Origin of the sequence: Pseudoalteromonas sp. APC 3358 (assembly GCF_030408075.1) — a bacterium.
GTDB classification, from domain to species: Bacteria; Pseudomonadota; Gammaproteobacteria; order Enterobacterales; family Alteromonadaceae; genus Pseudoalteromonas; species Pseudoalteromonas arctica.
This window is the reverse complement of record NZ_JASDCE010000012.1, coordinates 1-21,880: the sequence shown is the minus strand read 5'-3', so window position 1 is coordinate 21,880 and position 21,880 is coordinate 1. Positions and strand designations below refer to the sequence as shown.

The following is a 21,880-nucleotide window of genomic DNA, read 5'->3' as shown; positions in this document are numbered from 1 at the left end:
ATTTAGGAAGTATTGATGGAATACGAGAATAAAAACGGACACGTTAATTTATCACTAGAAGGCAATATAGTTATTGCACAATTTAGCGGAAACCTAGAACTTGAGCTTTTAAGTAATTTTAAAACAGCGCTTTTTGAAACCATTCAATCATTTAAAGGCGAGAAATGGGGTTATATAAGTGACTCATCAAACGTTGTAGCTGCAACCCCACAGGCCGAGCAAGAAATGGTAGCCATAAGCCACAGCATGCAGCAAAACAACTGTTTAATTAGCGCGTTTGTGCTTACATCACCTATTGCTATAAGCCAAATGCAACGAATAATGCAAAACGCCAAAAGAGACGTTTCTTTCAAAGATTGTCTTTTTGATAATCTAGAATCGGCAAAGCATTTTATTTTAAATGAATTAAACAATGACTTGAGCTAGGTAAAGCTCAAATCATTGTTTATATAGAGCTTATATACTGTACTAATTTTTATAAAATTGGCTGTCTTTGGTTATCGTAATGCTGGCGTTTTCTTGCGCTGTTACAATAAATTGTAACTTACTCACTTTACGCTCAATATCGTAACCATCGGCTGTTACAGTAACGGGGACTCTTTTCATCGCACCCGGTTGTACAAGCGTAGATCTCGGACTTGAGAGCATTGCTCCTGGTAAACCCTCTATGGCAATACTGTAATGCAGTGCTTGCTGCGTTTTATTAATAATAGTAAGTGTATAAGGGTTTTCTACAAGGCCCTCGTAGTTCACTCTGTAGAGCGCATTCCTATCTCGTAGTACTGAGGCTTCTATTGGTGTACGTTGCAGCATCCATGCAAACATCGAAATGATTAACAAAGCCGTTAATGCGCCGTATCCTACTAGTTTTAATCTAAATGGATTGGTTTTTTTACCTTCCATTTGTTTTTCACTCGCGTATTTAATTAAGCCTTTTTCGTAACCAAATTTCTCCATGGTATCGTCGCAGGCATCAATACATAAGCCACAGTTTATACATTCATATTGCAACCCATTTCGAATGTCTATTCCTGCAGGGCATACCTCTACACACAAGTTACAGTCTACACAGTCACCTAAGTTAAGCTCTTTTGGATCAGCTTTGCGTTTACGTGGTCCTCGGCTTTCACCTCGCTCGTTATCATATGTAACAAGCAACGTATCTTTATCAAACATAACAGCCTGAAAACGAGAATACGGGCAAGCAATTGTGCACATTTTTTCGCGTAAAAACCCTGCATTGCCATAAGTACAAAAAGCGAATAAAAACACCCAAAAGCTCGTTATACCTGACCACTCAAACGTAAGCATTTCCATATACAAACTTTTTGCCGGAATAAAATACGCCATAAACGAGGTGGCGGTTAAAACTGAAATAATAATCCACGCACTGTGCTTAGTTATTTTTTTGCGCCAAGTGCTTAGCGTCCACTGTGATTTATCTAATTTAATTCGCTGATTTCGAGTGCCTTCTATGCGTTGCTCTACCCACGAAAACATGAGCATCCATATAGTTTGCGGGCACGTATAACCACACCAAACCCGACCAAGCCAGTTAGTTACAAAAAATAATGCAAAAGCCCCCACCATAAATAGCAGGGCTAAAATCATAAAATCTTGAGGAAGGAGTGTTAGACCAAAAATAGTAAAAGTTTGCGTTGCCACATCAAGCAGCACAGCTTGTTGTCCGTTATATTGGATCCACGGTATTGCAATAAAAGTTAGCATTAACAGCCAACCTAAATTACGGCGTATGCGCTGAAAAAATCCTTTTTGCTCGCGGATATAAATTGGCCCTTCGGTGTTATAGGGCTTAATGATCATGTCTTCTTCTTTAATATCAAACTTCATAGTACTTGCTTAATAATGACGGGTATTATGCAAGTATTTGCAACTTTCAGACCAAGCTGAAACTTTATTTACATCATTGATATTAAACAGTTTATTTCAACGCAGTAAAATAAAATTCGCGATATTAAACGCGCTGCGCGATATATCACGAATTTTTAGCAATCCCTAACTTTCGCATTTTTGAGCGTAGTGTACTCTCAGGTAAGCCCAATTTAACTGCTGCCCCTTTATCACCCGATATTTGCCAGTGCGATAACGCGAGAACAGAGGTTATATGCTGCTTTTGGGCCTCATCAAGCGTAAGTGAAGGGTTAATAACTACTTCACCACCCGCTTGTAAAGGCTGACTTAGCTGAAGTATCGCCTGATTAGATAAAATAGCTTCGCGTTCAAGTACATTTTGCAGCTCTCTTATATTGCCCGGCCAATCGTATGCTTGCAGTTGTGTAATTGCTTTTTTACTAAGTCCTTTTAAGTGTTTACCCAGTCGTTTATTTATCTGCGCAATTAAATTAGCGCATAAATAAGGAATATCTTCTTTTCGATCTTTAAGGGCGGGTACTTTTATAGGAAATACATTAAGCCGATAGTACAAATCAATTCTAAACGTGCCTTTTTGTACCATTTCCCACAGGTCGCGGTTAGTCGCTGCAATCACTCTAATATTTACTTTTAGCGTATTGCTGCCACCTACACGTTCAAACTCTTGTTCTTGCAGGACTCTAAGTAGTTTACTTTGCGCCTCAAGGGGAAGCTCTGCTATTTCATCTAAAAACAAGGTGCCTTTATCAGCAAGTTCAAAACGCCCTTTACGGCGTTCATTGGCACCTGTAAACGCGCCTTTTTCATGGCCAAACAATTCCGACTCTAGCAAACTTGGGGTAAATGCGGCGCAATTTACTTTTATAAAGGCTTGTTCGCTACGCTTGCTTAGTCGATACAAATTACGGGCTACTAATTCTTTACCCGTGCCATTTTCGCCAAGTATAAGCACTGTGCTGTCAGTTTCACTCACCAGTTTTATTTGATCTAACATGGTTTGAAATATATGACTTTGTCCAACTAGCCCTGAGTCTTGCCAATCTTCGTTAAGTTCTGCAATTAAGTAATTGTTTTCATCTTTGAGCTGCTCACTTAAATGCTTTACTTGCTCAAGTGCCTCTTGCAATGCATTTTGTGTTTGCTGTTGCAGTGATATGTCGCGAAATACCGCTACAGCACCAATTAACTCATCATTTTGATAAACCGGTGTTGAGGTGTATTCCACTGCAAATGAGCTACCGTCTTTACGCCAAAAAACTTCATTTTTAACTTCACGACGTTTTCCGTCAAACATGGTGCAATATATTTGGCATTCATCAGCGGGATAGGGCGTGCCATCAGCATGAGTATGGTGATGATATTGGTGTATTTTTTTACCTAATAACTCGTCTGCTCGCCAACCTGTCATGCGCTCAGCGGCAGGATTAACAAACACCGCATTACCCGACAGGTCAAAACCGTATATGCCCTCACCTACTGCGTTTAGCAATAATTTAGGATCGTTTAAAAATTGTTTTATCATAAATGTACCCTCGCGAAATATCGCGAGTATTATGGCAATTTTATACATTAAGTGCACTCATTACTTAAAATGCGCTTACGTGTAAATTAAAACGCTATAAATAGTGCTGAAATAGCGTTTTTACATCTATTTTTGCACCTAGCCTTGCGGCTATTAAGTAAAGTCCTGCAAGTTTTCGGTGAATAAATAGCGCATCAACGGGCGGTGTATGCCATTGCTGAGATTGCCCACTAAGAGCAAGCCCTGCATTTTTAATTTTGAGCGCTAGTTCGCTATTTTTAAAATCAAACTCCCCTTCTGCTCTCAGTGGCTCGCACGCCATTAAGAATAAATCAATGACGTTATTTTTATACTCATCAACTAAGTCATTTTTAAAATAACCAATGTGTGAAGCCGCTCTAAGTACACCTTCTCTGTTGTTTTCACTACCCGCTTTAAATAAAGCTAAATAAGCGCGGCTAAGCTCGGTTGATATTTCTCGCGTTGCACCAAAATCAAATAAAACAATTTTTTGGGTATCAAGCTGATAATGAAAGTTGGCAAAGTTAGGGTCGGTTTGAATTAATTTAAATTCAAACATTTCTTTGAAAAACAAATCAATCAGTTGCTCTGCAACAAAGCTTTTTTGACTATCAGGTAGCTCTGTAATGCTCTCAATAGGTTCTGCTTTTATATACTCCATAGTTAGCACTTGTTGTGTGCTGTGCTCTGGATATACGTTAGGCACTTTAAAGTGGGGATTAGTTGCTAATGCATTTTTATAACGTATTAAGTACTGAGCCTCACGTTTATAATCAGCCTCAGCTAATAACTGCGCTTTAGCCTCACTAATAAGTGGTTTAATATTAAGATCTTTTGGCAATAATCGAGAAATCGTTAATAAAGAAATAACGTTATCGACATCACTTACTACACTTTTTGCAATACCAGGATATTGAATTTTAACAGCAAGCTGATCGCCATTTTCTTTATAAGCTAAATGAACTTGCCCTATAGAAGCCGCTGCAAAAGGCCTTAATTCAATATGAGAAAAACGCGCTAGCCAGTCATCTCCCCATTGCTCTTTTAATACCGCTACAAGTTGCTTATGAGGCATTGGATTCGCGTCCGAGCGCAGTAAAGCAAGTAATTGAGCTAATTCAGGACTGAGTAAGTCACCGGCATCCATTGAGAGTAATTGCCCAAGCTTCATTGCCGCACCACGTAAATGTGATAACTGTATGGCTAGCTTTTCAATATTTTTAGGTTGTAGTAGCAAGCTTTTATTGTCCCAACCTTTACCGGTTAGCGCGCTCTTAGCGCCATCAACTAACATATTGGTAGCAACACCTGTGGCAAGTGAGCCTAATTTTGCAAAGCGAGAAAGCCGAGAAGTGGGAACAGTACGAGGAGCCGCCATAATATTAAAACCTAATTAGCCTGAAAGTCAGGCTAATTAATACGTATATTGTAAGTAGGTAGATCTACTTACAGACGAGGTACTAGCTTAATTGCACCTTCAACCACTTTCATATCAAGTGGAAGCTTACTAAGTAGCATCATTTTAGGGTCATCCATATTTAGAGTATAAACAGGGTTAACCGCTAAAAAAGCATTAATAACATCCATTGCTTGGCTATCAAGTGCACCTAAATTACCTTTGAAACCACCGGCATCAACACTCGAATCAAGTAATTTAATATTACGTAAAAACACTGCTTTTTTCTCACTGTCGTAAAATGGGCTACCTTCAATTTGTAGCTTTAAACGCACTGGGTATTTAAGTGCGAATGCATTAATTTCAGCGCTTGAATCGGCACCAAGAACAACAACATCGCGGTTATCAGGCCCAATATTTACACTTAAGTCGTTTACATCAAACTGAACTGGCAAACCCATTAAGCTTACTTTTTCACTTAACTTTGGTAATTGCTTACCCAGTACAGACTCAACCTCAGAGTTAGTAAATGAATATACTGATATGCCTTGCGTGGTATTACAGGCAGTTAAAAATAACGCTGCAATAATAACTAAAATTCTCATGAGAACCCTTTTGTTTATAAATTAGTGATACATAAAAAAGCCGCTATTAAAGCGGCTTATTAAAATAGTAACCAGCATATATTACGCTAGTTCTAGGGCGTGTTGACCTTTGTGGATTGAAATTTGTTCAATCTAGGGTCGATTTAATCGCGGCGTGAGGTTTGTAACCTAGCGGGCTAAGTCAAAACCGAGCAACAAAGAGTTAATCGTCCCTAGAAAGAACCCAAAGGGCAGCGCATGTTTGGCATTTATGCTGCGTTATCGCCTATTTATGGGGAATAACCACACTACATAGACTCTGCCTTGCCTAAATACCAAACAGTCTGCTGCAAATTCAACCACGAAAGGTCAACACGCCCTAGTGTATTAAGCTGCAAGTGTCGCTTTAAGTCGCGTTAGTGTGTCAGGTTCAACTGAACCAGCACTGAGCGCTAATAACTGTTTTAAATAATAGTTTAAATCAGCATGTTCGCCACGATGTTTGTCATCTAACATGGCTACTTGCTCTGCCATTCTAAGTGACTTATCGGTTGAACTTACATTCGCTAATATTTCCATGCGCGTAATAAGTTGCTCTGTATTTAATGCTGTTTTAAGCGGTGCTTGATACTGACTTGGTAACGCTTCATTGTTTTCAAGTGCTGTAATTAACGCATCTAGATTAGCTTGCTCTGATTTGCTTGTAAGCAATGCAAGTTTATCGTCAATAGCTGCTAGTAGCTTAGTAACTTTTGGCGCTAACGATCTAAATTGCGTGTACCCTTTCACTTTTGTTTCTAGGTCGTGCAACTGTGCTCTTTGATTTACATCGCTAAGTGCAGCTTCAAGCTCAGCAAGTTCTGCAACTGCTTGTTTATCTGACTCATTTTGATCAAGTTTTTGCTGCTCAAATTCACTACTACGTTTAGTAAATGTTTCATCGTTAAATTGACGAAATTTTTGCCATAACGCATTTTCAGCTTTTAAACCTGCAAAACCAATTGTTTGCCATTGCTGCTGCATTTGCTTCAACTCTTGGCACGCAGCGGCTAAATCATCGCTTTGTGATAATTGCTGCGCTTTTTCTACTAATTCATTTTTAAGTACGGCATTACTTTTATGAAATGCGTTTAATAAAGCCAGTACTTGTTGTTGCTCGCTTTTATAACGATCGTTTAGTGTACGGTATGTTTTAGGGTCAACTTTACCTACACTGCGCCACGCTTTGTTTAAACGATTGTATTGGCTTTCATATTGCTTCCAATCAAAGTCATCCTCAGCCGTAGGCTGTAAATGAAGCGCGTGCATGTCGCTAATAATACTTTCGCGTTGTGCTTTTGACGCTTCGCGTTGTACTTCTTGCTCTGCAAAGTAACTACGACAAGGTGCAAATAACAGCTCGATTTTTTCATCAAACTGCACGCCTTGTTGCTTTTCTTCATCTGTATCTAAACGACCTAACTCATTCCAACGCTTACGTAGCACTTTTACTTGCTCTGCGCGTTGTTGTGGGTCAGTACACTCTTCACTTACTAATGCACTTACTTCTTCTAATAAAGCTTCACGCTTTGGTGCTGCAGCGTATTTTTGCCAATCTTTAGCATCTGCAAGTTGCGCTTCAAGTTCCGCTTTTATATTTACAAGCGGCTGTTGATATTGCTCAGTGAGTGTATTAAATAACTCTTCAAACCCTTTAAACACGCCAAAGGCAACATTAAAACGACCTTCTTCAATTAGGCGTTTAACATCACGAGCTTTGCGTTTTGCTTGGCTTTGGTTTTTTTCAAGTGGCTTAACTAGCTCACTCATTGGTGCTAAAAATTGCTTTTTATGCGTATTTAACTGTGTTTTAAACGTACTTTGCAGTGCACCATCTAAAATATTTAAATGACTACGCGCTGCTTTAAAACCATTATTAAATTCAGTTAGAGTTGCATCGTATTGCGCTAAATCTTCTGCTGGCTTAATTTCGCATAATGCTGCAAAAGCGAGTTTGTACTCTTTAATAGCCGTTGTTAGCTCAGGTAATTTAGCAACTTGAGTAAATAGTTTTTCTAACTTGCTTACAGCCAGTTTAGATTGCGTATTATCAGCAAGTTCTGTTTCGCTAATAGCTTGCTTAGCTTGCGCTACTTTTGCATCAAGCCAATCTTGTTGAATTTGCTCTGGTGTTTCAAGGCCTAGCTGTAAGGCGTTTTCAATTTCTTCACTTAACGCTTCTACAGTTGCAAGCGCTAGCAATTGACGCTGTTGTAGCGCTAATTTTTGCTGCTCTTTGTCGTGTATCGCTTTTAGCTGTTCAATGTGTGCATCTAACTTAGTGGTAATCGAAATATATTTTTCGTCAAGAAGCTTAACACGCTCATCACTTAGCCATTTGAGCTCAAGTGCTTGCCACTGGGCCATTAATTCACCGGCTTGTGGATTTACAACACCAAAATCTGTTTTTTCACGTAAAGCATTTAACTTAGCTAAAATAACACGTGTTGCACTTTCAACCTGCAGTGGCATTTCAATTGCTAAACGCTCATTTTCAATATGCGTTTCAAGTGCTGCTTTTGCACCATCCTTTGCATGCTTTACTAATGGCTTAATTAATTGATGGGTAATAACAAGTTCAACTAATTGGGTTTGTAGCTCTTCGCTACCTTCTTTAAATGCTTTTTCTACTAGTTTTGGATTTGCTAAACGTTTTAATAATTTAACGCGTACTTGCAGTTCTTTTTCTGCAAACGCTAACTTTTCGAGTGTTTTAACGGGTGCAAAACGCTCTATGTATTCGTTTTTAATTTGCGGTGTTAGTGCACTTTCGCTATTTAAAACAGCATTAGATATTTGAAGCTCTGCTATATCTTTTAATGCTTGATCGTGTTTATACGCTTTCCACCAAAGTGGTAACTCGTTTACTTTTTGTAGTGCTTTGCGGCGTATTTCAGCTGAGCTGTCTTCAAGTGCTAACGTGTTTAATATGGTTGCATCACGTTCAATGTCTAATTTTTCGATAGCATCAAGACGTACTTGTTGCTTAGGGTGTTTCCATTTCGGTGTAAAAAGGTGCTTAAAGATCATGTTCACTAAACCTAGCTATTTCGTTGTCTGATTTAAATTCTTTTTGTAGTTGAGCTTTTGTCTTTTGGATCATTTCACCATTAGCACCAATCGTAAATTGCTCGTTTGATTGAGCCACTTTTGCTTGATACAACATAACCAACTGCACTGTTTGTTGCTTTTGCTCGTCTGATAAAACGGTACCGTCTGGCCATTTGCCAGTTGATGCACCGTATTGTAAGCGTTCGAATAATTCGGGAGTAATATTTTGTACAAGATTGTCGATATTCATGTCATTTTTTCTTTTTTAGAGTCACTAAAACAATTCGGTTTATAAGATACCAAATACACCCTACGCCAATAGCCGCAGTATAAGCATACCACTGAAGCGTTTTTTCTTGCGGTTGTAAAAAGTACAAACAGAAAAAACCACCTAAAAATAAGATAAGCGCCAAAAAGGAGTGATTTATAAACATCTGCTTTTTTTTAATTCGCTGTTCGCGCTGAAGTTGCAAAACTTGCTCGTCGTTTAGCTCTGCAATGTTGCTTTCGCAATGCGGACATTGCTTATGTTTATCTGAAATTGATTTTGCACATTTTGGGCAACGAATAATCGCCATACTTCTCTCCATACTACGCATAAAAAAAGCGCCTTTCGGCGCCTTTATTGTACTTGTTTTATTTCTCGTTGTCTTTTTTGAATTCAAACCAATAACTAATTTTGGGGCGATAATTTTCTAAGTTGCCCACTAAGTTTAATTACTCTGCGTCTTTTGACTGCTTCTCTAAGCGTTTTTCCCAGAACGTGGCGTTTTTAATGCCTAATTTAACTGGATCAAATATGATCTTTCCGCCTTTTTTCTTCTGTTCTTCATAATCGCTCAAACATAACAAAGCAGGCTTAGCTACGAAGAAAATAGCTAAAATACCTAATATGTTGATCCAGGCCATTAAGCCAACGCCAATATCACCAATAGTCCAGATATAACCTGAATTGTTTACCATGCCGTATGCAACCATAAACATAATCACAAACTTCACGATAACAAGCGGAATACTGCCTTTAAAATAACGATTTAAATAAGCAATATTAGTCTCTGCAATAAAGTAATAAGCAAGTATTGTGGTAAAAGCAAAGAAGAACAATGCAATGCCAACAAATGCCTGCCCAAAACTACCAAATACACTAAATAGAGCCATTTGCGTAAAGGCTGCTGAACCCACTTCAGTGGCTGCATCAACATTTTGAACAATAAATTGCCCTGCTGGTAACTCACCCACAATGTTGTATTGCTGCGTTATTAAAATCATTAATGCTGTTGCAGTACACACAAAGATGGTATCAACGTAAACAGAGAAAGCTTGTACTAACCCCTGTTGAGCAGGGTGATCAACTTCTGCAGCGGCTGCTGCATGAGGCCCAGTACCTTGGCCTGCTTCATTAGAATATATACCGCGTTTAACGCCCCAACCAATAGCAGCACCAAAACCGGCCTGCGCAGTAAACGCATCACTAATAATTAAATAAAATATATCACCCACTTTATCTAAATTTAAAAATACTACGATTAGTGCCAATACTATGTAACCAAGCGCCATAAATGGCACTACTATTTGCGTAAAGTTCGCAATACGCTTTATTCCGCCGAAAATAATAAACGCCAAAACAATAAGGATAATTGCCAAAGCGACCAATTTAAAGCTGCCTACGTCACCAAAGCTAGTAGAAACCATATTGCCATCGCCAAACACTTGAGTAAACGCATTACCTACCGCATTTGCTTGTACGCCTGGCAGAAAAACACCACATGCAATAATTGCCGAAACAGCAAATAAAACAGCTAGCCATTTTTGCCCTAAACAACGGTCAAAATAATACGCTGGGCCGCCACGATATTGCCCGTTTTCTTCTGTTTTATAAATTTGGCCTAAAGTAGATTCTGCATATGCGGTACTTGCACCTAGAAAAGCAACAACCCACATCCAAAAAATAGCACCTGGTCCACCAAAACCGATAGCTGCTGCAACACCTGCAATATTACCTACGCCAACTCGTCCAGACAACGATACTGCAAGGGCTTGAAAAGATGAGATACCTTTATCAGACGTGTTAGGACTAAATAATAACTTACACATTTCTTTGAAATGTCGAACTTGAGCAAATCGAGTTAATACTGAATAAAACAAGCCTGCGCCTAGGCATAAATAGATGAGTGCATTACTCCAAACAACATCATTAACAGCGCTTACAAAAGCTTCCATGGATATCCTCTATAGTTATATTTATTATTTTTAATTACGAGACTCTGCTTTAGCTACTACGCAACATAAGTTTCACGAAATAAGGTTTTACCTCTCCCGTCCAGACTCATTATTTAATTAATCTTAACTTAAGTACCCCAACTTTGTTAACACTTAATTTTCAAAATATCTAATTACGTAGCTATTGCAAGGCACTACATCAGCAGTATTTAAAGGAAAGTAGATTGATTTGTACCGATACGGTGATGATACGCGGCGAAGAAACGTTAAAAACGTTTTGGAGTGAAGTTGCTATATGATTATTATTTTTTGTAAAAGGGGTTTTACTAAAAGCAAAAAGGGCATCAAAACTATTGATACCCTTCAAATAAACGTTTTATCTTAAATTATCAACAACATTAACAATTGCCGCTAACGTATCTTGACCAAATTGATACGAACGACGGTCTGACCAGCCATAGTCTGGATCAGGTAAATCGTTGTTGTCTTTAAATGGCATTTCAATTGTGTACGTTAATGCTTTGAATTCTTCAGCAGTAGCTGATGAACCTACCGTAAGGTTAGCTTGGCCGGGCTCATCTTTTGGATAGCCATGCTCATCTTGAAACTCTGGAGTAATAGTTAAAAGCGCAGCTTTAAAGCTATCTTCAAGGCCTTTAAGACGAGCATCGTAACTTGGAATACCTTCGCTGCCTGCCACAAAGTTATACGGAATAGCTTCATCGCCGTGTATATCTAAGTGCATATCTAAGCCAGCTTCGCGCATTTTATTTAGTACTAGGTAAACCTCAGGGCTATTCTCCATGCTTGGTGTCTGCCATTCACGGTTTAAGTTAACGCCTTTAGCATTAGTACGGAGATGTCCCCGTGCGCTGCCATCTGGATTCATATTTGGCACAACGTAAAACACTGCTTTTGATAGAAGCGCAGCTGCATGTGGGTCTTCGTCATCAAGAAGTTTGTGCAGTAGACCTTCAACATACCACTGCGCCATTGTTTCACCTGGATGTTGACGTGCTGTGATCCAGATATTTTTCTTATCTTCACTTGGCTCACCAATTTTAAGCACACTCATATCGCGGCCATCGAGTGTTTCACCAAGTGTTATTAATTGGCAAGCACCTTGGCTTTGTGCCCAAGATAATAAATCTAAATGGCGGTCGTAACTGTATGGCGCAAAGTAAGCAAAATACACGCTGCCGCACTCTGGTTCAATTTCAAAGCTTAATGTGCCATTTTCATAGCTTGATGGTACACGAAACCATGTTTGGCGGTCATATGATGCAACGGCTTGATACCCTTCCCAACCATCTGGGTAAGCTGATTTATCAAGCTCATTAATATTTAACTTATGCAATTGGTAAGGCGTTGTTTCAAGACGAAAGTGAAACCACTGATAAAATTCAGACTGGTGATCTTTATTAATTTCTAATTGAATATTTAAAGGATCGGTGGCTTCAATAACTTTGATATTACCACTGTCGAAATTGCTGCTGATTTTCATGAAAAAACCTTTAGGTTGAATAAGTTTATCTGCTTATTAATTCACAGAACTGACATTATTTTGTAAATAGTAAAACGAATGTGCATTTTCTTAATTAAAGCCTATCACAAGGCATACGCTTTAAAAATAATACACGACCAAAAAAGCCAGCAATATGCTGGCTTTTAAGTCACTGCAAATAAATTAGCGAGGTAAGCTTGGGAATGACACTTCGGCCATATCGCGCATACAACGAACTACTTGGCAACTGTAACCAAACTCATTGTCGTACCATACATATAAAACAATACGGTTATCTTCAACAATCGTTGCTTGTGAATCAACAACACCTGCGTAACGGCTACCGACTAAATCGGTAGAAACAATTTCCGTTGATGCTGTGTAATCAATTTGGTCACGTAAGTCTGAATGAAGTGCAGTATCGCGTAAAAATGCGTTTAGCTCTTCAACTGATGTGCTTGTTGCTAAGTTAAGGTTCAAAATAGCTAGCGACACATTAGGTGTAGGTACGCGGATTGCGTTACCTGTTAATTTGCCTTCAAGCTCTGGTAATGCTTTTGAAACCGCTTTTGCAGCCCCTGTCTCAGTAATTACCATGTTAAGTGCTGCGGCACGGCCACGGCGCTCTGCTTTGTGGTAGTTATCAATAAGGTTTTGATCGTTCGTGTACGAGTGTACAGTTTCAACATGGCCATTATTAATACCAAACTTATCGTTTAGTGCTTTAAGCGTTGGTGTAATTGCATTGGTTGTACAGCTTGCTGCACAAACAATTTTATCTTCAGGTAAAATATCTTTGTTATTAACACCATATACGATGTTTTTGATATTACCTTTTGCAGGAGCTGTTAATAATACTTTTGCAGCGCCCTTACACTCTAGATGCTGGCCAAGGCCCGCTTCGTCTTTCCAAATACCGGTGTTATCAACAATTAATGCATTGTCGATACCGTATTGAGTGTAATCAATTTCGCTAGGAGAGTTAGCGTAAATAACCTGAATGTAGCTACCGTTGGCTTTAATTGCGTTACGTTCTTTATCAATAGTGATTGAGCCATTGAATGGACCGTGAATTGAATCACGACGCAGTAAGCTTGCACGCTTTTCAAGATCACCCTCTTTACCGCCACGCACAACAATAGCGCGCAAACGTAAATCTGAATATGGACCTGATTTTTCAATTAATAAACGCGCTAGTAAACGACCAATACGACCAAAACCATACAATACAACATCGCGTGGTTCTTTCGCTGGTAAGTCAGCTATTTCTGCAAGTTCATCTTTTACAAATTCTTCTACTGAGCGGCCTTTTGCAGCTTCAGTGAACAAATAACTATATGCAAGCTTACCAATATCAATACGTGCAGAGTTTAATTCCATTTTGCTGATAGCTTCTAAAAATGGGAAGCTTTCACGCAAACGTAATTTAGTGCCTTCAAACTGAGCAACGGTTTTGTGAGATTTGATAATATCGATAGTACTGGCATTTACGAGAGGACGGCCATATACAGCGATTTCGATACCACGATTACGGTAAAGTTTACCAATGATTGGTTGCATGCTTTCTGCGTAATCTTGGCGCTCTTGCCAACTATTTGTGTATTCTAACTCGTGAGATGAGGTCATTTTATTTACCTAAGTTTATCATTTTGAACGGATAGCCTTTAAAAATGCACTATATTTTGAGAGTAATGCACTTCAGGCAGGGCTATTCTAATTTAATCTGAAGTTATTCTCTACTGTTAGGCGTTAAATGATTGCGTTAGAATAACAAGGTAGATATTCATTTGGGGTTAAGGGATGCTTAAAAAAGCAAGTGTACTATTGGGTTTGCTAACGTTGACAGGGTGTGAAGAGGCGTTAACACTCGCACAAGTGTGCAAAGAAACACCTGGCTTTTGTAGCGACTTAAACAAAGACAGCCACTGCAAGGATGAGCGTTCTGATGTAATTATCAAACGTTACATAGAATACAAAGACCCTACTGATGAAAATAAATACCAATTACTCAAAGACTTTGAATCTTATAACCAATGTATAACTGTGGCTGCCAAAATTGAACATATTAAGTTAAAAGCTAAAAAAACGTCACGTATTGACGGTCAATTAACGAGCATTAAAGAAATGACTCGGTTATACCAAGATACCCAAAATACGAACCATCCAGGTTTGCTCTACTACCAATGGTCACGAAATAATAACCAAAACGCACTGACTAAATTATTGGCGATAGAGAATGACAAAAGTGTAACGCAAAGTGCCGAAATGCAATTTTTTTTAGCATCGTACTATATTAAGTTCGACGATGAAAAAACCATCGATTTGCTTTATAAAACTTTAGAGCTCAATAAAAAAGACAACGTACCGAATCCTGAAGTGTATACATCACTTATTAGTCTTTTTTATAAACATGATAAATTTAAGCATGCATATATATTTTCTAAAGTAGCGCAAATGTCGGGGATTGAAAATATTGACGTGTTTGAAATTGAGCAGCAATTAATAACGAATGGTAAAAGCTTAGACAGCCTAGATGTACTTGCAGAGCAAACATTTCAGCAAATAATGGCAGGTGATTTTGTATCTCCTCGAGAGTTTTAATTTATAATCGCAAAAATAACCTAATACCAATCTGTTTATATATGGGGTCTATTTAACGTTAAGGAAATTACGCTAGAACTAGGCAAAAATTTTTGTATCTAGTTGTTCTAAATAAAACGTTTTTAACGACGTTATAGTGCAATTTAATTCGTTAAATTGATCAAAGATTTATGCAGGTTGGTATAATTTAATAACTAGGTTATTCAGGCAAATAAAAAGGCAGCTTACGCTGCCTTTTTTTATTTTGCTTTGCTTGTGCCCACTTCTACGCGGGTTTTAAGCTTTTGACCTGGTCGAAAAGTCACCACGCGACGTGCCGAAATAGGAATATCTTCGCCTGTTTTCGGGTTGCGGCCTGGTCTTTCTTTTTTGTCTCGAAGATCAAAGTTACCAAATCCAGAGAGCTTAACCTGCTCGCCTTTTTCTAGCGCTGAGCGGATTTCTTCAAAAAACGCTTCAACTAAATCTTTGGCATCTTTTTTATTGATCCCGAGCTTTTCAAATAGGTGTTCAGCTATGTCGGCTTTAGTAAGCGCCATATCTAGTCCCTCAACGATGCATTAAACTGTTCGGCCAATTCGGCCACCACGTTATCAACTACTAGATTGATATCTTTCTCTTCGAGTGTTCTATCAACCGCTTGCAGTGTTAGAGCAATCGCCAAACTCTTATAATTTGGCTCAATACCTTTGCCCTTATACACATCGAATAAGTTTAGGTCAACCAATTGATTTCCGCCAACTTTTTCGATCACGCTTAAAATGTCGCCAGATTTAACGCTGTCTGCCACTAAAATCGCGATGTCGCGGCGATTTGAAGGGAATTTAGACACCCCTTCTGCTTGCGGTAAATTTCTTTTTTCTATTGCTGACATTTCAATTTCAAAAACAAAAGTTGCGTTGTTGATATCTAACGACTTTTGAGCTTGAGGATGTAAAGCACCAAAAAAACCAACCTTTTTGCCACCAACATATATTACAGCTGATTGACCAGGGTGAAGTCCATCTGACTGCTCGGCTTTAATTTCAAAGCGAGTAACGTCATTAGTAATTGCAAGTAAGGCTTCAACATCACCTTTTAGGTCGTAAAAATCAACGTTACGTTTTTCTTCAACCCAATGTTCACCATTTACAAGACCCGTAATAACGCCGCCAATAACCGGTACTTGGTAAACACCATTTTCTGCACTTTCGTCGCTTATAAATTTAAGACCATGTTCGAATAAACGAATACGAGGCTGTTGGCGATTTTGGTTATACGCTACAGACGCTAATAAACCCGGCATTAAACTTACACGCATCGCTGACATTTCAATTGAAATAGGATGCGGTAATACCATTGCTTTACACTCTGGGTGTAAAATAGCTTGTGCTTTAGGGTCTACAAAGCTATATGTAATTGCTTCTTGGTAACCACGAGTCACTAACGTATTGCGGAACTTGCTAAGCGCAATAGTTGCTTCGTTATGTGTCGTCATTTTAAGTTTTGCAGTTGGTGCAACATTTGGAATGCTGTTGTAACCGTAAACACGTGCTACTTCTTCAATTAAATCTTCTTCGATGCGAATATCAAAACGGTAGCTTGGTACGTCCGCACTCCAGCTTTCATTTTCTACTTTAACATCAAGACCTAAACGCGTAAGAATATCGGTTACTTTAGCATCTTCAATATGATGACCAATAACACGGTCTAAACGTGCACGACGAAGACGTACTTCAGTCACTTTTGGTAGTTTGTCAGCCGCAACAGCTTCAACTACAGGGCCTGCTTGACCACCTACAATCTCAAGAAGAAGTGCTGTTGCACGTTCCATTGCATCATGTTGTAGAGCAAAATCAACACCACGTTCATAACGGTGTGAAGCATCAGTGTGTAAACCGTAGCTACGTGCTTGCCCTGCAATTGCTACAGGATTAAAAAATGCGCTTTCAAGTAATATATCAGATGTTTTATCTGTAACACCTGATTGCTCACCACCAAAAATACCTGCAATTGCAAGTGCTTTGTTATGATCGGCTATCACAAGTGTTGTGTCGTTTAATTTAGCGGTGTTACCGTCTAATAAAACAAGTTCTTCACCTGCGTTTGCACTACGTACTTTAATACCACCTTCAATCGCATTTAAATCAAACGCGTGCATTGGGTGACCAAGTTCAAGTAATACATAGTTAGTAACATCAACTACTGGGTCGATTGAACGTACGCCACTGCGACGTAGCTTTTCAACCATCCAAAGCGGTGTTTCTGCATCAAGGTTAATGCCCTTTATCACACGACCAAGGTAACGAGGACATGCATCTTCATTAACTAGCTCAATTGATACTTTGTCATCAATTGTTGGAGTAACAGCTGGAATATCTAATACGTTTACGTCAATACTATTTAAAACGCCTACTTCGCGTGCTAGACCTTTTATACCTAAGCAGTCACCACGGTTTGGTGTTAAATCAACATCTATAATATTATCATCAAGACCTAGGTAATCACGTAAATCAGTGCCTACTGGTGCATCGCTTGGCAATTCCATAATGCCGTCGCCTTCTTCGCTAATACCTAGCTCAACAAAAGCACATAGCATTCCGTTTGAAGGTTGGCCGCGTAGTTTGGCTTTTTTAATTTTAAAGTCACCAGGCAGTACAGCGCCCACAGTTGCAACAGCAACTTTAATACCTAAACGACAATTTGGTGCACCACACACGATATCAAGTAGCTCATCGCCACCTACGTTAATTTTGGTAACACGCAGTTTATCTGCATCTGGGTGTTGTCCACATTCAACAACTTCACCTACAACTACGCCATTAAATTTGGCAGCAGCAGGCTCAACGCCATCAACTTCTAGACCAGCCATTGAAAGCTGTTCCGAAAGAGCTTGCGTATCAATAGCAGGATTAACCCACTCTCTTAACCACTTTTCACTAAATTTCATTTTATTGTTTCACTCTTAACGGAACTGGTTCAGGAATTTTAAGTCATTTTCGAAAAATGCACGCAAATCGTTTACGCCATAGCGCAACATAGTTAAACGCTCTACACCCATACCAAAAGCAAAGCCGGTGTATTTTTCTGGGTCAATGCCCACAGACTTAAGTACATTTGGATGTACCATGCCGCAGCCTAGTACTTCTAACCACTTACCGTCTTTACCCATAACATCCACTTCAGCCGAAGGTTCTGTAAATGGGAAGAATGAAGGACGGAAACGAATTTCCATATCTTCTTCAAAAAAGTTACGTAAAAAATCATGCAAAATACCTTTTAGCTCAGTAAAGCTAACATCGGTATCAACCATTAAACCTTCAACCTGATGGAACATAGGTGTATGTGTTTGGTCGTAATCGTTACGGTATACGCGTCCAGGTGAAATAATGCGCAGTGGCGGCTGCTCAGTTTCCATAGTACGAATTTGCACGCCACTTGTTTGTGTACGTAGTACTAATTTAGGATTGAAATAAAAGGTATCATGATCAGCACGTGCTGGATGGTGCTCTGGAATATTTAGCGCATCAAAGTTATGAAAATCGTCTTCGATTTCTGGACCAGATTTAACTTCAAAACCTAACTCACCGAAAAAGCTTTCTATGCGCTCAATAGTGCGCGTAACTGGGTGTAAACCGCCAGTAGGCATAACACGCCCTGGTAGAGTTACATCTATAGTTTCAGCAGCTAGTTTTTCTTCAAGTGCTTTACTTGCTAGCAACTCACGCTTTTCGTTGATAGCAGCTTGTACATCTTGTTTAGCTTGGTTTATAACTTGGCCTGCTTCTTTACGTTCTTCAGGTGCTATTTTACCTAACGTTTTAAGTAAGCTAGTGATTTCGCCTTTTTTACCAAGGTAATTAACCCTGATATCTTCTAACTGCGCTATTTCACTGGCACTGGCTACCGCCTCAAGTGCTTGCGCTAATATGTTTTCTAAGTTCATTCGATACCTGATCTTTCACAGAAGGTGATTGCTTAAGAGCGTGTTGGCCTTTCAAGATTGCTTTACAACAGTGTGGTTGGTTATTAAATAAGGTTAAGCATTGGACTGTAGTTTCCTACATAAGTGATGCAATAACGCTAAATAAAGACCAAACACATGCAGTTTGAAGTGTTTATCTCGGAGGCTACGTTCTTTGTTGTTCGGGTTTCGCATATAAATACTACGCTAAAGCCCTCACGACGCGATTAAAGCACTCTTAAGTTAAACAAATTCCAATCAGGAAAGGTAAACACGCTCTGATAATAGCTTATGATAACTGAAAGAAGGGTCTAGATTCTAGACCTACTACAGCTTTAACGTTGATTTTATAAAAGGAATAGTTAATTTTCGCTGTGCTGCCATAGATGCATGATCTAATTTGTCGAGTACATCTAATAAAGCACGCATATCACGGCTTAAACGGGTTAGTAAAAAGCGTGCACACTCATCACTTAATTCAAGGCCGCGCATATGAGCGCGCTTAACAAGTGCTTGTGCTTTATCGTCGTCACTCATAGAACGAATTTGAAAGGTTGTTCCCCACGTTAAGCGAGACTCTAAGTCAGGCAGCGAGATATTAAGCATGCTAGGAAGTAAATCGGCAGTTACTACTAACATTTTTCCGGGTTCGTTAAACCGGTTAAAAAAGTTGAATAGTGCTTTTTCCCATGCATCATTGCCTGCAACTAAATGCACGTCATCAATACATAGAACATCAAGTGCTTCTAAACCGTCTAATACCATAGGTCCAAAGTCAATTACTTCGCGCATAGACAGCAGCATATTAGATAGGCCACGCTCTTGTGCTTTAATGCAGGTTGCATACAAAAGGTGAGACTTACCCGAATCACCTAACCCACATAAATAAGTATACTGAAACTTTTTAGCTAACTTCGAAAAGCTATCTTTTAAATGGTTAACCTCTAACGAATCTTCCCCACCAAAGTACGATGCAAATGTTTCGTCATCCGGCAAGGTAACCGGTAATGCCATTTGCATCGGCTCAGAAGTTAGCATTATGGCGTTATCCATTGATACTCTAAGCTATTTTTATCAACAACATGATAAAAAGCGCGTGGATCCTCATAATCTTTAAATGAGGAGTCTAACCCTAGCCCTTTTTTAAGATCACTTAGATTACCAGTGTGGTTTAGTTTAAATTCTACAAATTCTGGTGTTTTACGAACAATTTTAACTTGCGTAACAACGCTTAAGTTCAATAATCTTTGTTTTGCTAATTCAACATCAACAAAACTTTGCGTGCCTTTTAATGTTAGCGTGGCCGCGGCTTGTTCATAATAAGCATTTGGATCAATAGCGTACTCACTTGCAAGGCCTCGAGCTAAGGTATCAATCATTTGACTCACTATTTGCTGCTTATCGCCCGTTAATCTATTTGAATCAAATTGATCATCATTAGTAAAACGCCAATCTAAAATCCAATTTTCGCTATCCGCTTCTTTATACATTCTTGCTGTAATACTTCGCTCAGCACTGTAGCGTCTAGAGGCCTCTTCTACTGGTTCTGAAAAGTTACCCCATACCTCAGGAATACCTACTAGACGTCGATCTTGCAAATCAAGTAATGGCACAACGACAGGCAGACCACGGCGTCCTGCTTTGTCATAAATTAACTGCTCTAATTGCGGGTAACTTTCTTGTGTTACTAATTCTCTGCGCCAATTGTCTTCAATACCTAACCATATTGCGACTAACGGGCGTTGTACTCCCCATAAAGGTAAGTTTAACTCTTTGATTAACGCATTGATCTTTCGAGCTTCAAATTTTACAACAAGTTTCAATTGTCCATTTGCTCTCTCGTCATATTCAAACTTAAGCATATAATCAGAAATATCTTTAGTGCGTTGCTGTGCTAATTTATTTTGATCCGCAGTTTCATCACCGCTTACTTTCACTAAAACATTGAGCAAAGCTTTACGACTCGCAGCTAATCGAGTGTCTCGTGTTTTGTCATCCACTTTTAAAATATCTTGATATAGATCAGTTACTTCAACTGCCGACGCAGAAAAACAAAATAAAATGGATATGGCGCTAATTAATAATCTATACACAGGCTGTTAGTTCTTGGTTTTAAACTGATTTGATCCTAAATCAAAGACAGTAACAAAGCAAAATTAAATTTGTTATCTAAGGAAATGAAAGTAATTAGCTTTTATAGAAAGTAAAAAAGATTAAATATGAATAAGATAGTTGAGTGAGTTGTACGCTATTCACCTACATTTAACTTTACTACACTTTTCAAAACGCGAACCTTTCGGGTTTAGTTAGATGATGAAGGTATTTAATGTAAGTACTTGATGATGTTATGGTTTAGATTTTTCGTTATTGGCTCACATTTTACTTTCTGCAGACGTAAAAAACCAAATTGTTAGATTCGGGCTCTCTACAATGTGAAGTCGGTGCGCTACGCAGTAGAATGTCGTAGTGCCCACAGCAGTAGAAAGTCACGTAGCAAATGCTGCTGTATTGGCCGACTGGGGTATTGAGGATTTTTGTTGTGATTCTAGCGTCGGGAGTCGCTGCGCTCGCCCGACTTACGTGCTAGGTATTGATGTGAGTGTGTTAATTGCGCACATTTCACTTTTCTGCAGACGTAAAAAAGCCCGAATCGTTAGATTCGGGCTTTCTACAATTTGAAGCCTGGTAATGTCCTACTTTCACATAGCAAATGCTACACTATCATCGGCGCTGTTTCGTTTCACTACTGAGTTCGGCATGGGATCAGGTGGGTCCAAAACGCTATTGTCACCAAGCAAATTAGGTGCAAAGAATCAATGACAAGCACGTAGTGCTACCATTTTCTTTGCGCAAGGTGCCTCAATGTTAACGCTACGCGCTAAGAGTCACCTCTTGAATTTGGAAAATATCTGATAATATTTTTTAAGTCTTTCTAAGTAATATCTACTTTAGTTATATTAACTTCTGTCTAAACTGTCGCATAAAACGCGTTTGGCGTTGTATGGTTAAGCCTCACGGGTAATTAGTACAAGTTAGCTTAATGGCTCACACCACTTCCACATCTTGCCTATCAACGTTGTAGTCTTCAACGGCCCTTCAGAGACTT

General features: G+C 39.0%; 17 protein-coding genes and 2 rRNA genes. 2 read left to right on the top strand and 17 right to left on the bottom strand.

What is annotated here, in order from left to right; translation table 11 throughout:
- Positions 1 to 15 precede the first annotated feature (15 nt).
- On the top strand, positions 16 to 426 hold the full coding sequence (locus QL995_RS16785) for a hypothetical protein (protein ID WP_149592659.1): 411 nt from the start codon (positions 16 to 18) through the stop codon (positions 424 to 426).
- A gap of 42 nt (positions 427 to 468) precedes the next feature.
- On the opposite strand, the gene ccoG is transcribed toward QL995_RS16785, so the two are convergent.
- The 10 genes from ccoG to QL995_RS16735 all read right to left on the bottom strand — a co-directional run bounded on the left by ccoG (position 469) and on the right by QL995_RS16735 (position 13,856).
- The gene (gene ccoG / locus QL995_RS16780; RefSeq protein ID WP_290294652.1) at positions 469 to 1,851 is read right to left on the bottom strand and encodes a cytochrome c oxidase accessory protein CcoG; all 1,383 of its coding nucleotides are present in this window, start codon (positions 1,849 to 1,851) and stop codon (positions 469 to 471) included.
- Between the two features lie 145 nt (positions 1,852 to 1,996).
- On the bottom strand, positions 1,997 to 3,415 hold the full coding sequence (locus tag QL995_RS16775; protein ID WP_290294651.1) for a sigma 54-interacting transcriptional regulator: 1,419 nt from the start codon (positions 3,413 to 3,415) through the stop codon (positions 1,997 to 1,999).
- 94 nt (positions 3,416 to 3,509) lie between these two features.
- Positions 3,510 to 4,814 carry an AarF/ABC1/UbiB kinase family protein gene (locus QL995_RS16770; RefSeq protein ID WP_169060055.1) on the bottom strand — a complete coding sequence of 435 codons (1,305 nt, stop codon included), beginning with the start codon at positions 4,812 to 4,814 and terminating at the stop codon, positions 3,510 to 3,512.
- A 68-nt stretch (positions 4,815 to 4,882) separates the two neighbouring features.
- Positions 4,883 to 5,437: a DUF1439 domain-containing protein gene (locus QL995_RS16765; RefSeq protein ID WP_002960677.1), complete on the bottom strand. Its 555-nt coding sequence runs from the start codon at positions 5,435 to 5,437 to the stop codon at positions 4,883 to 4,885.
- 366 nt (positions 5,438 to 5,803) lie between these two features.
- Entirely contained in the window at positions 5,804 to 8,485 is a 2,682-nt protein-coding gene (locus QL995_RS16760) for a DUF349 domain-containing protein (protein ID WP_290294650.1), read from the bottom strand.
- Positions 8,475 to 8,756 (bottom strand): DUF1315 family protein, encoded by a 282-nt coding sequence (locus QL995_RS16755; RefSeq protein ID WP_007378333.1) that lies wholly within the window; start codon positions 8,754 to 8,756, stop codon positions 8,475 to 8,477. Before QL995_RS16755 ends, QL995_RS16760 begins: the two co-directional genes overlap by 11 nt.
- Position 8,757: 1 nt before the next feature.
- Complete coding sequence (locus tag QL995_RS16750) at positions 8,758 to 9,084, bottom strand: hypothetical protein (RefSeq protein ID WP_007580349.1); 327 nt, start codon at positions 9,082 to 9,084, stop codon at positions 8,758 to 8,760.
- A 139-nt stretch (positions 9,085 to 9,223) separates the two neighbouring features.
- Positions 9,224 to 10,726 (bottom strand): alanine/glycine:cation symporter family protein, encoded by a 1,503-nt coding sequence (locus tag QL995_RS16745; protein ID WP_010554016.1) that lies wholly within the window; start codon positions 10,724 to 10,726, stop codon positions 9,224 to 9,226.
- 376 nt (positions 10,727 to 11,102) lie between these two features.
- Positions 11,103 to 12,230 (bottom strand): M14-type cytosolic carboxypeptidase, encoded by a 1,128-nt coding sequence (locus tag QL995_RS16740; RefSeq protein WP_010554015.1) that lies wholly within the window; start codon positions 12,228 to 12,230, stop codon positions 11,103 to 11,105.
- 183 nt (positions 12,231 to 12,413) lie between these two features.
- Positions 12,414 to 13,856 (bottom strand): glyceraldehyde-3-phosphate dehydrogenase, encoded by a 1,443-nt coding sequence (locus tag QL995_RS16735; protein ID WP_010554014.1) that lies wholly within the window; start codon positions 13,854 to 13,856, stop codon positions 12,414 to 12,416.
- A 174-nt stretch (positions 13,857 to 14,030) separates the two neighbouring features.
- Here QL995_RS16735 and QL995_RS16730 point away from each other — a divergent pair, with 174 nt between their 5' ends.
- Complete coding sequence (locus QL995_RS16730; RefSeq protein WP_197173364.1) at positions 14,031 to 14,831, top strand: DUF2989 domain-containing protein; 801 nt, start codon at positions 14,031 to 14,033, stop codon at positions 14,829 to 14,831.
- Positions 14,832 to 15,070: 239 nt separating this feature from the next.
- Here the strand turns inward: QL995_RS16730 and ihfA are convergent, their stop codons facing one another.
- The 7 genes from ihfA to QL995_RS16695 all read right to left on the bottom strand — a co-directional run.
- Positions 15,071 to 15,370, bottom strand: a complete 300-nt coding sequence (gene ihfA / locus QL995_RS16725; protein WP_002960690.1) for an integration host factor subunit alpha — start codon at positions 15,368 to 15,370, stop codon at positions 15,071 to 15,073.
- A gap of 2 nt (positions 15,371 to 15,372) precedes the next feature.
- Complete coding sequence (gene pheT, locus QL995_RS16720) at positions 15,373 to 17,760, bottom strand: phenylalanine--tRNA ligase subunit beta (RefSeq protein ID WP_290294649.1); 2,388 nt, start codon at positions 17,758 to 17,760, stop codon at positions 15,373 to 15,375.
- Positions 17,761 to 17,775: 15 nt separating this feature from the next.
- Entirely contained in the window at positions 17,776 to 18,756 is a 981-nt protein-coding gene (pheS, locus tag QL995_RS16715; RefSeq protein ID WP_002960692.1) for a phenylalanine--tRNA ligase subunit alpha, read from the bottom strand.
- Between the two features lie 345 nt (positions 18,757 to 19,101).
- A complete protein-coding gene (hda, locus tag QL995_RS16710; RefSeq protein ID WP_007580342.1) occupies positions 19,102 to 19,812 on the bottom strand; it encodes a DnaA regulatory inactivator Hda in 711 nt (236 codons plus the stop codon).
- A complete protein-coding gene (locus tag QL995_RS16705) occupies positions 19,812 to 20,867 on the bottom strand; it encodes a DUF2066 domain-containing protein (protein ID WP_010554011.1) in 1,056 nt (351 codons plus the stop codon). Before QL995_RS16705 ends, hda begins: the two co-directional genes overlap by 1 nt.
- A gap of 587 nt (positions 20,868 to 21,454) precedes the next feature.
- Positions 21,455 to 21,569 (bottom strand): 5S ribosomal RNA (rrf, locus tag QL995_RS16700).
- 206 nt (positions 21,570 to 21,775) lie between these two features.
- A 23S ribosomal RNA gene (locus QL995_RS16695) occupies positions 21,776 to 21,880 on the bottom strand; the annotation flags it as partial.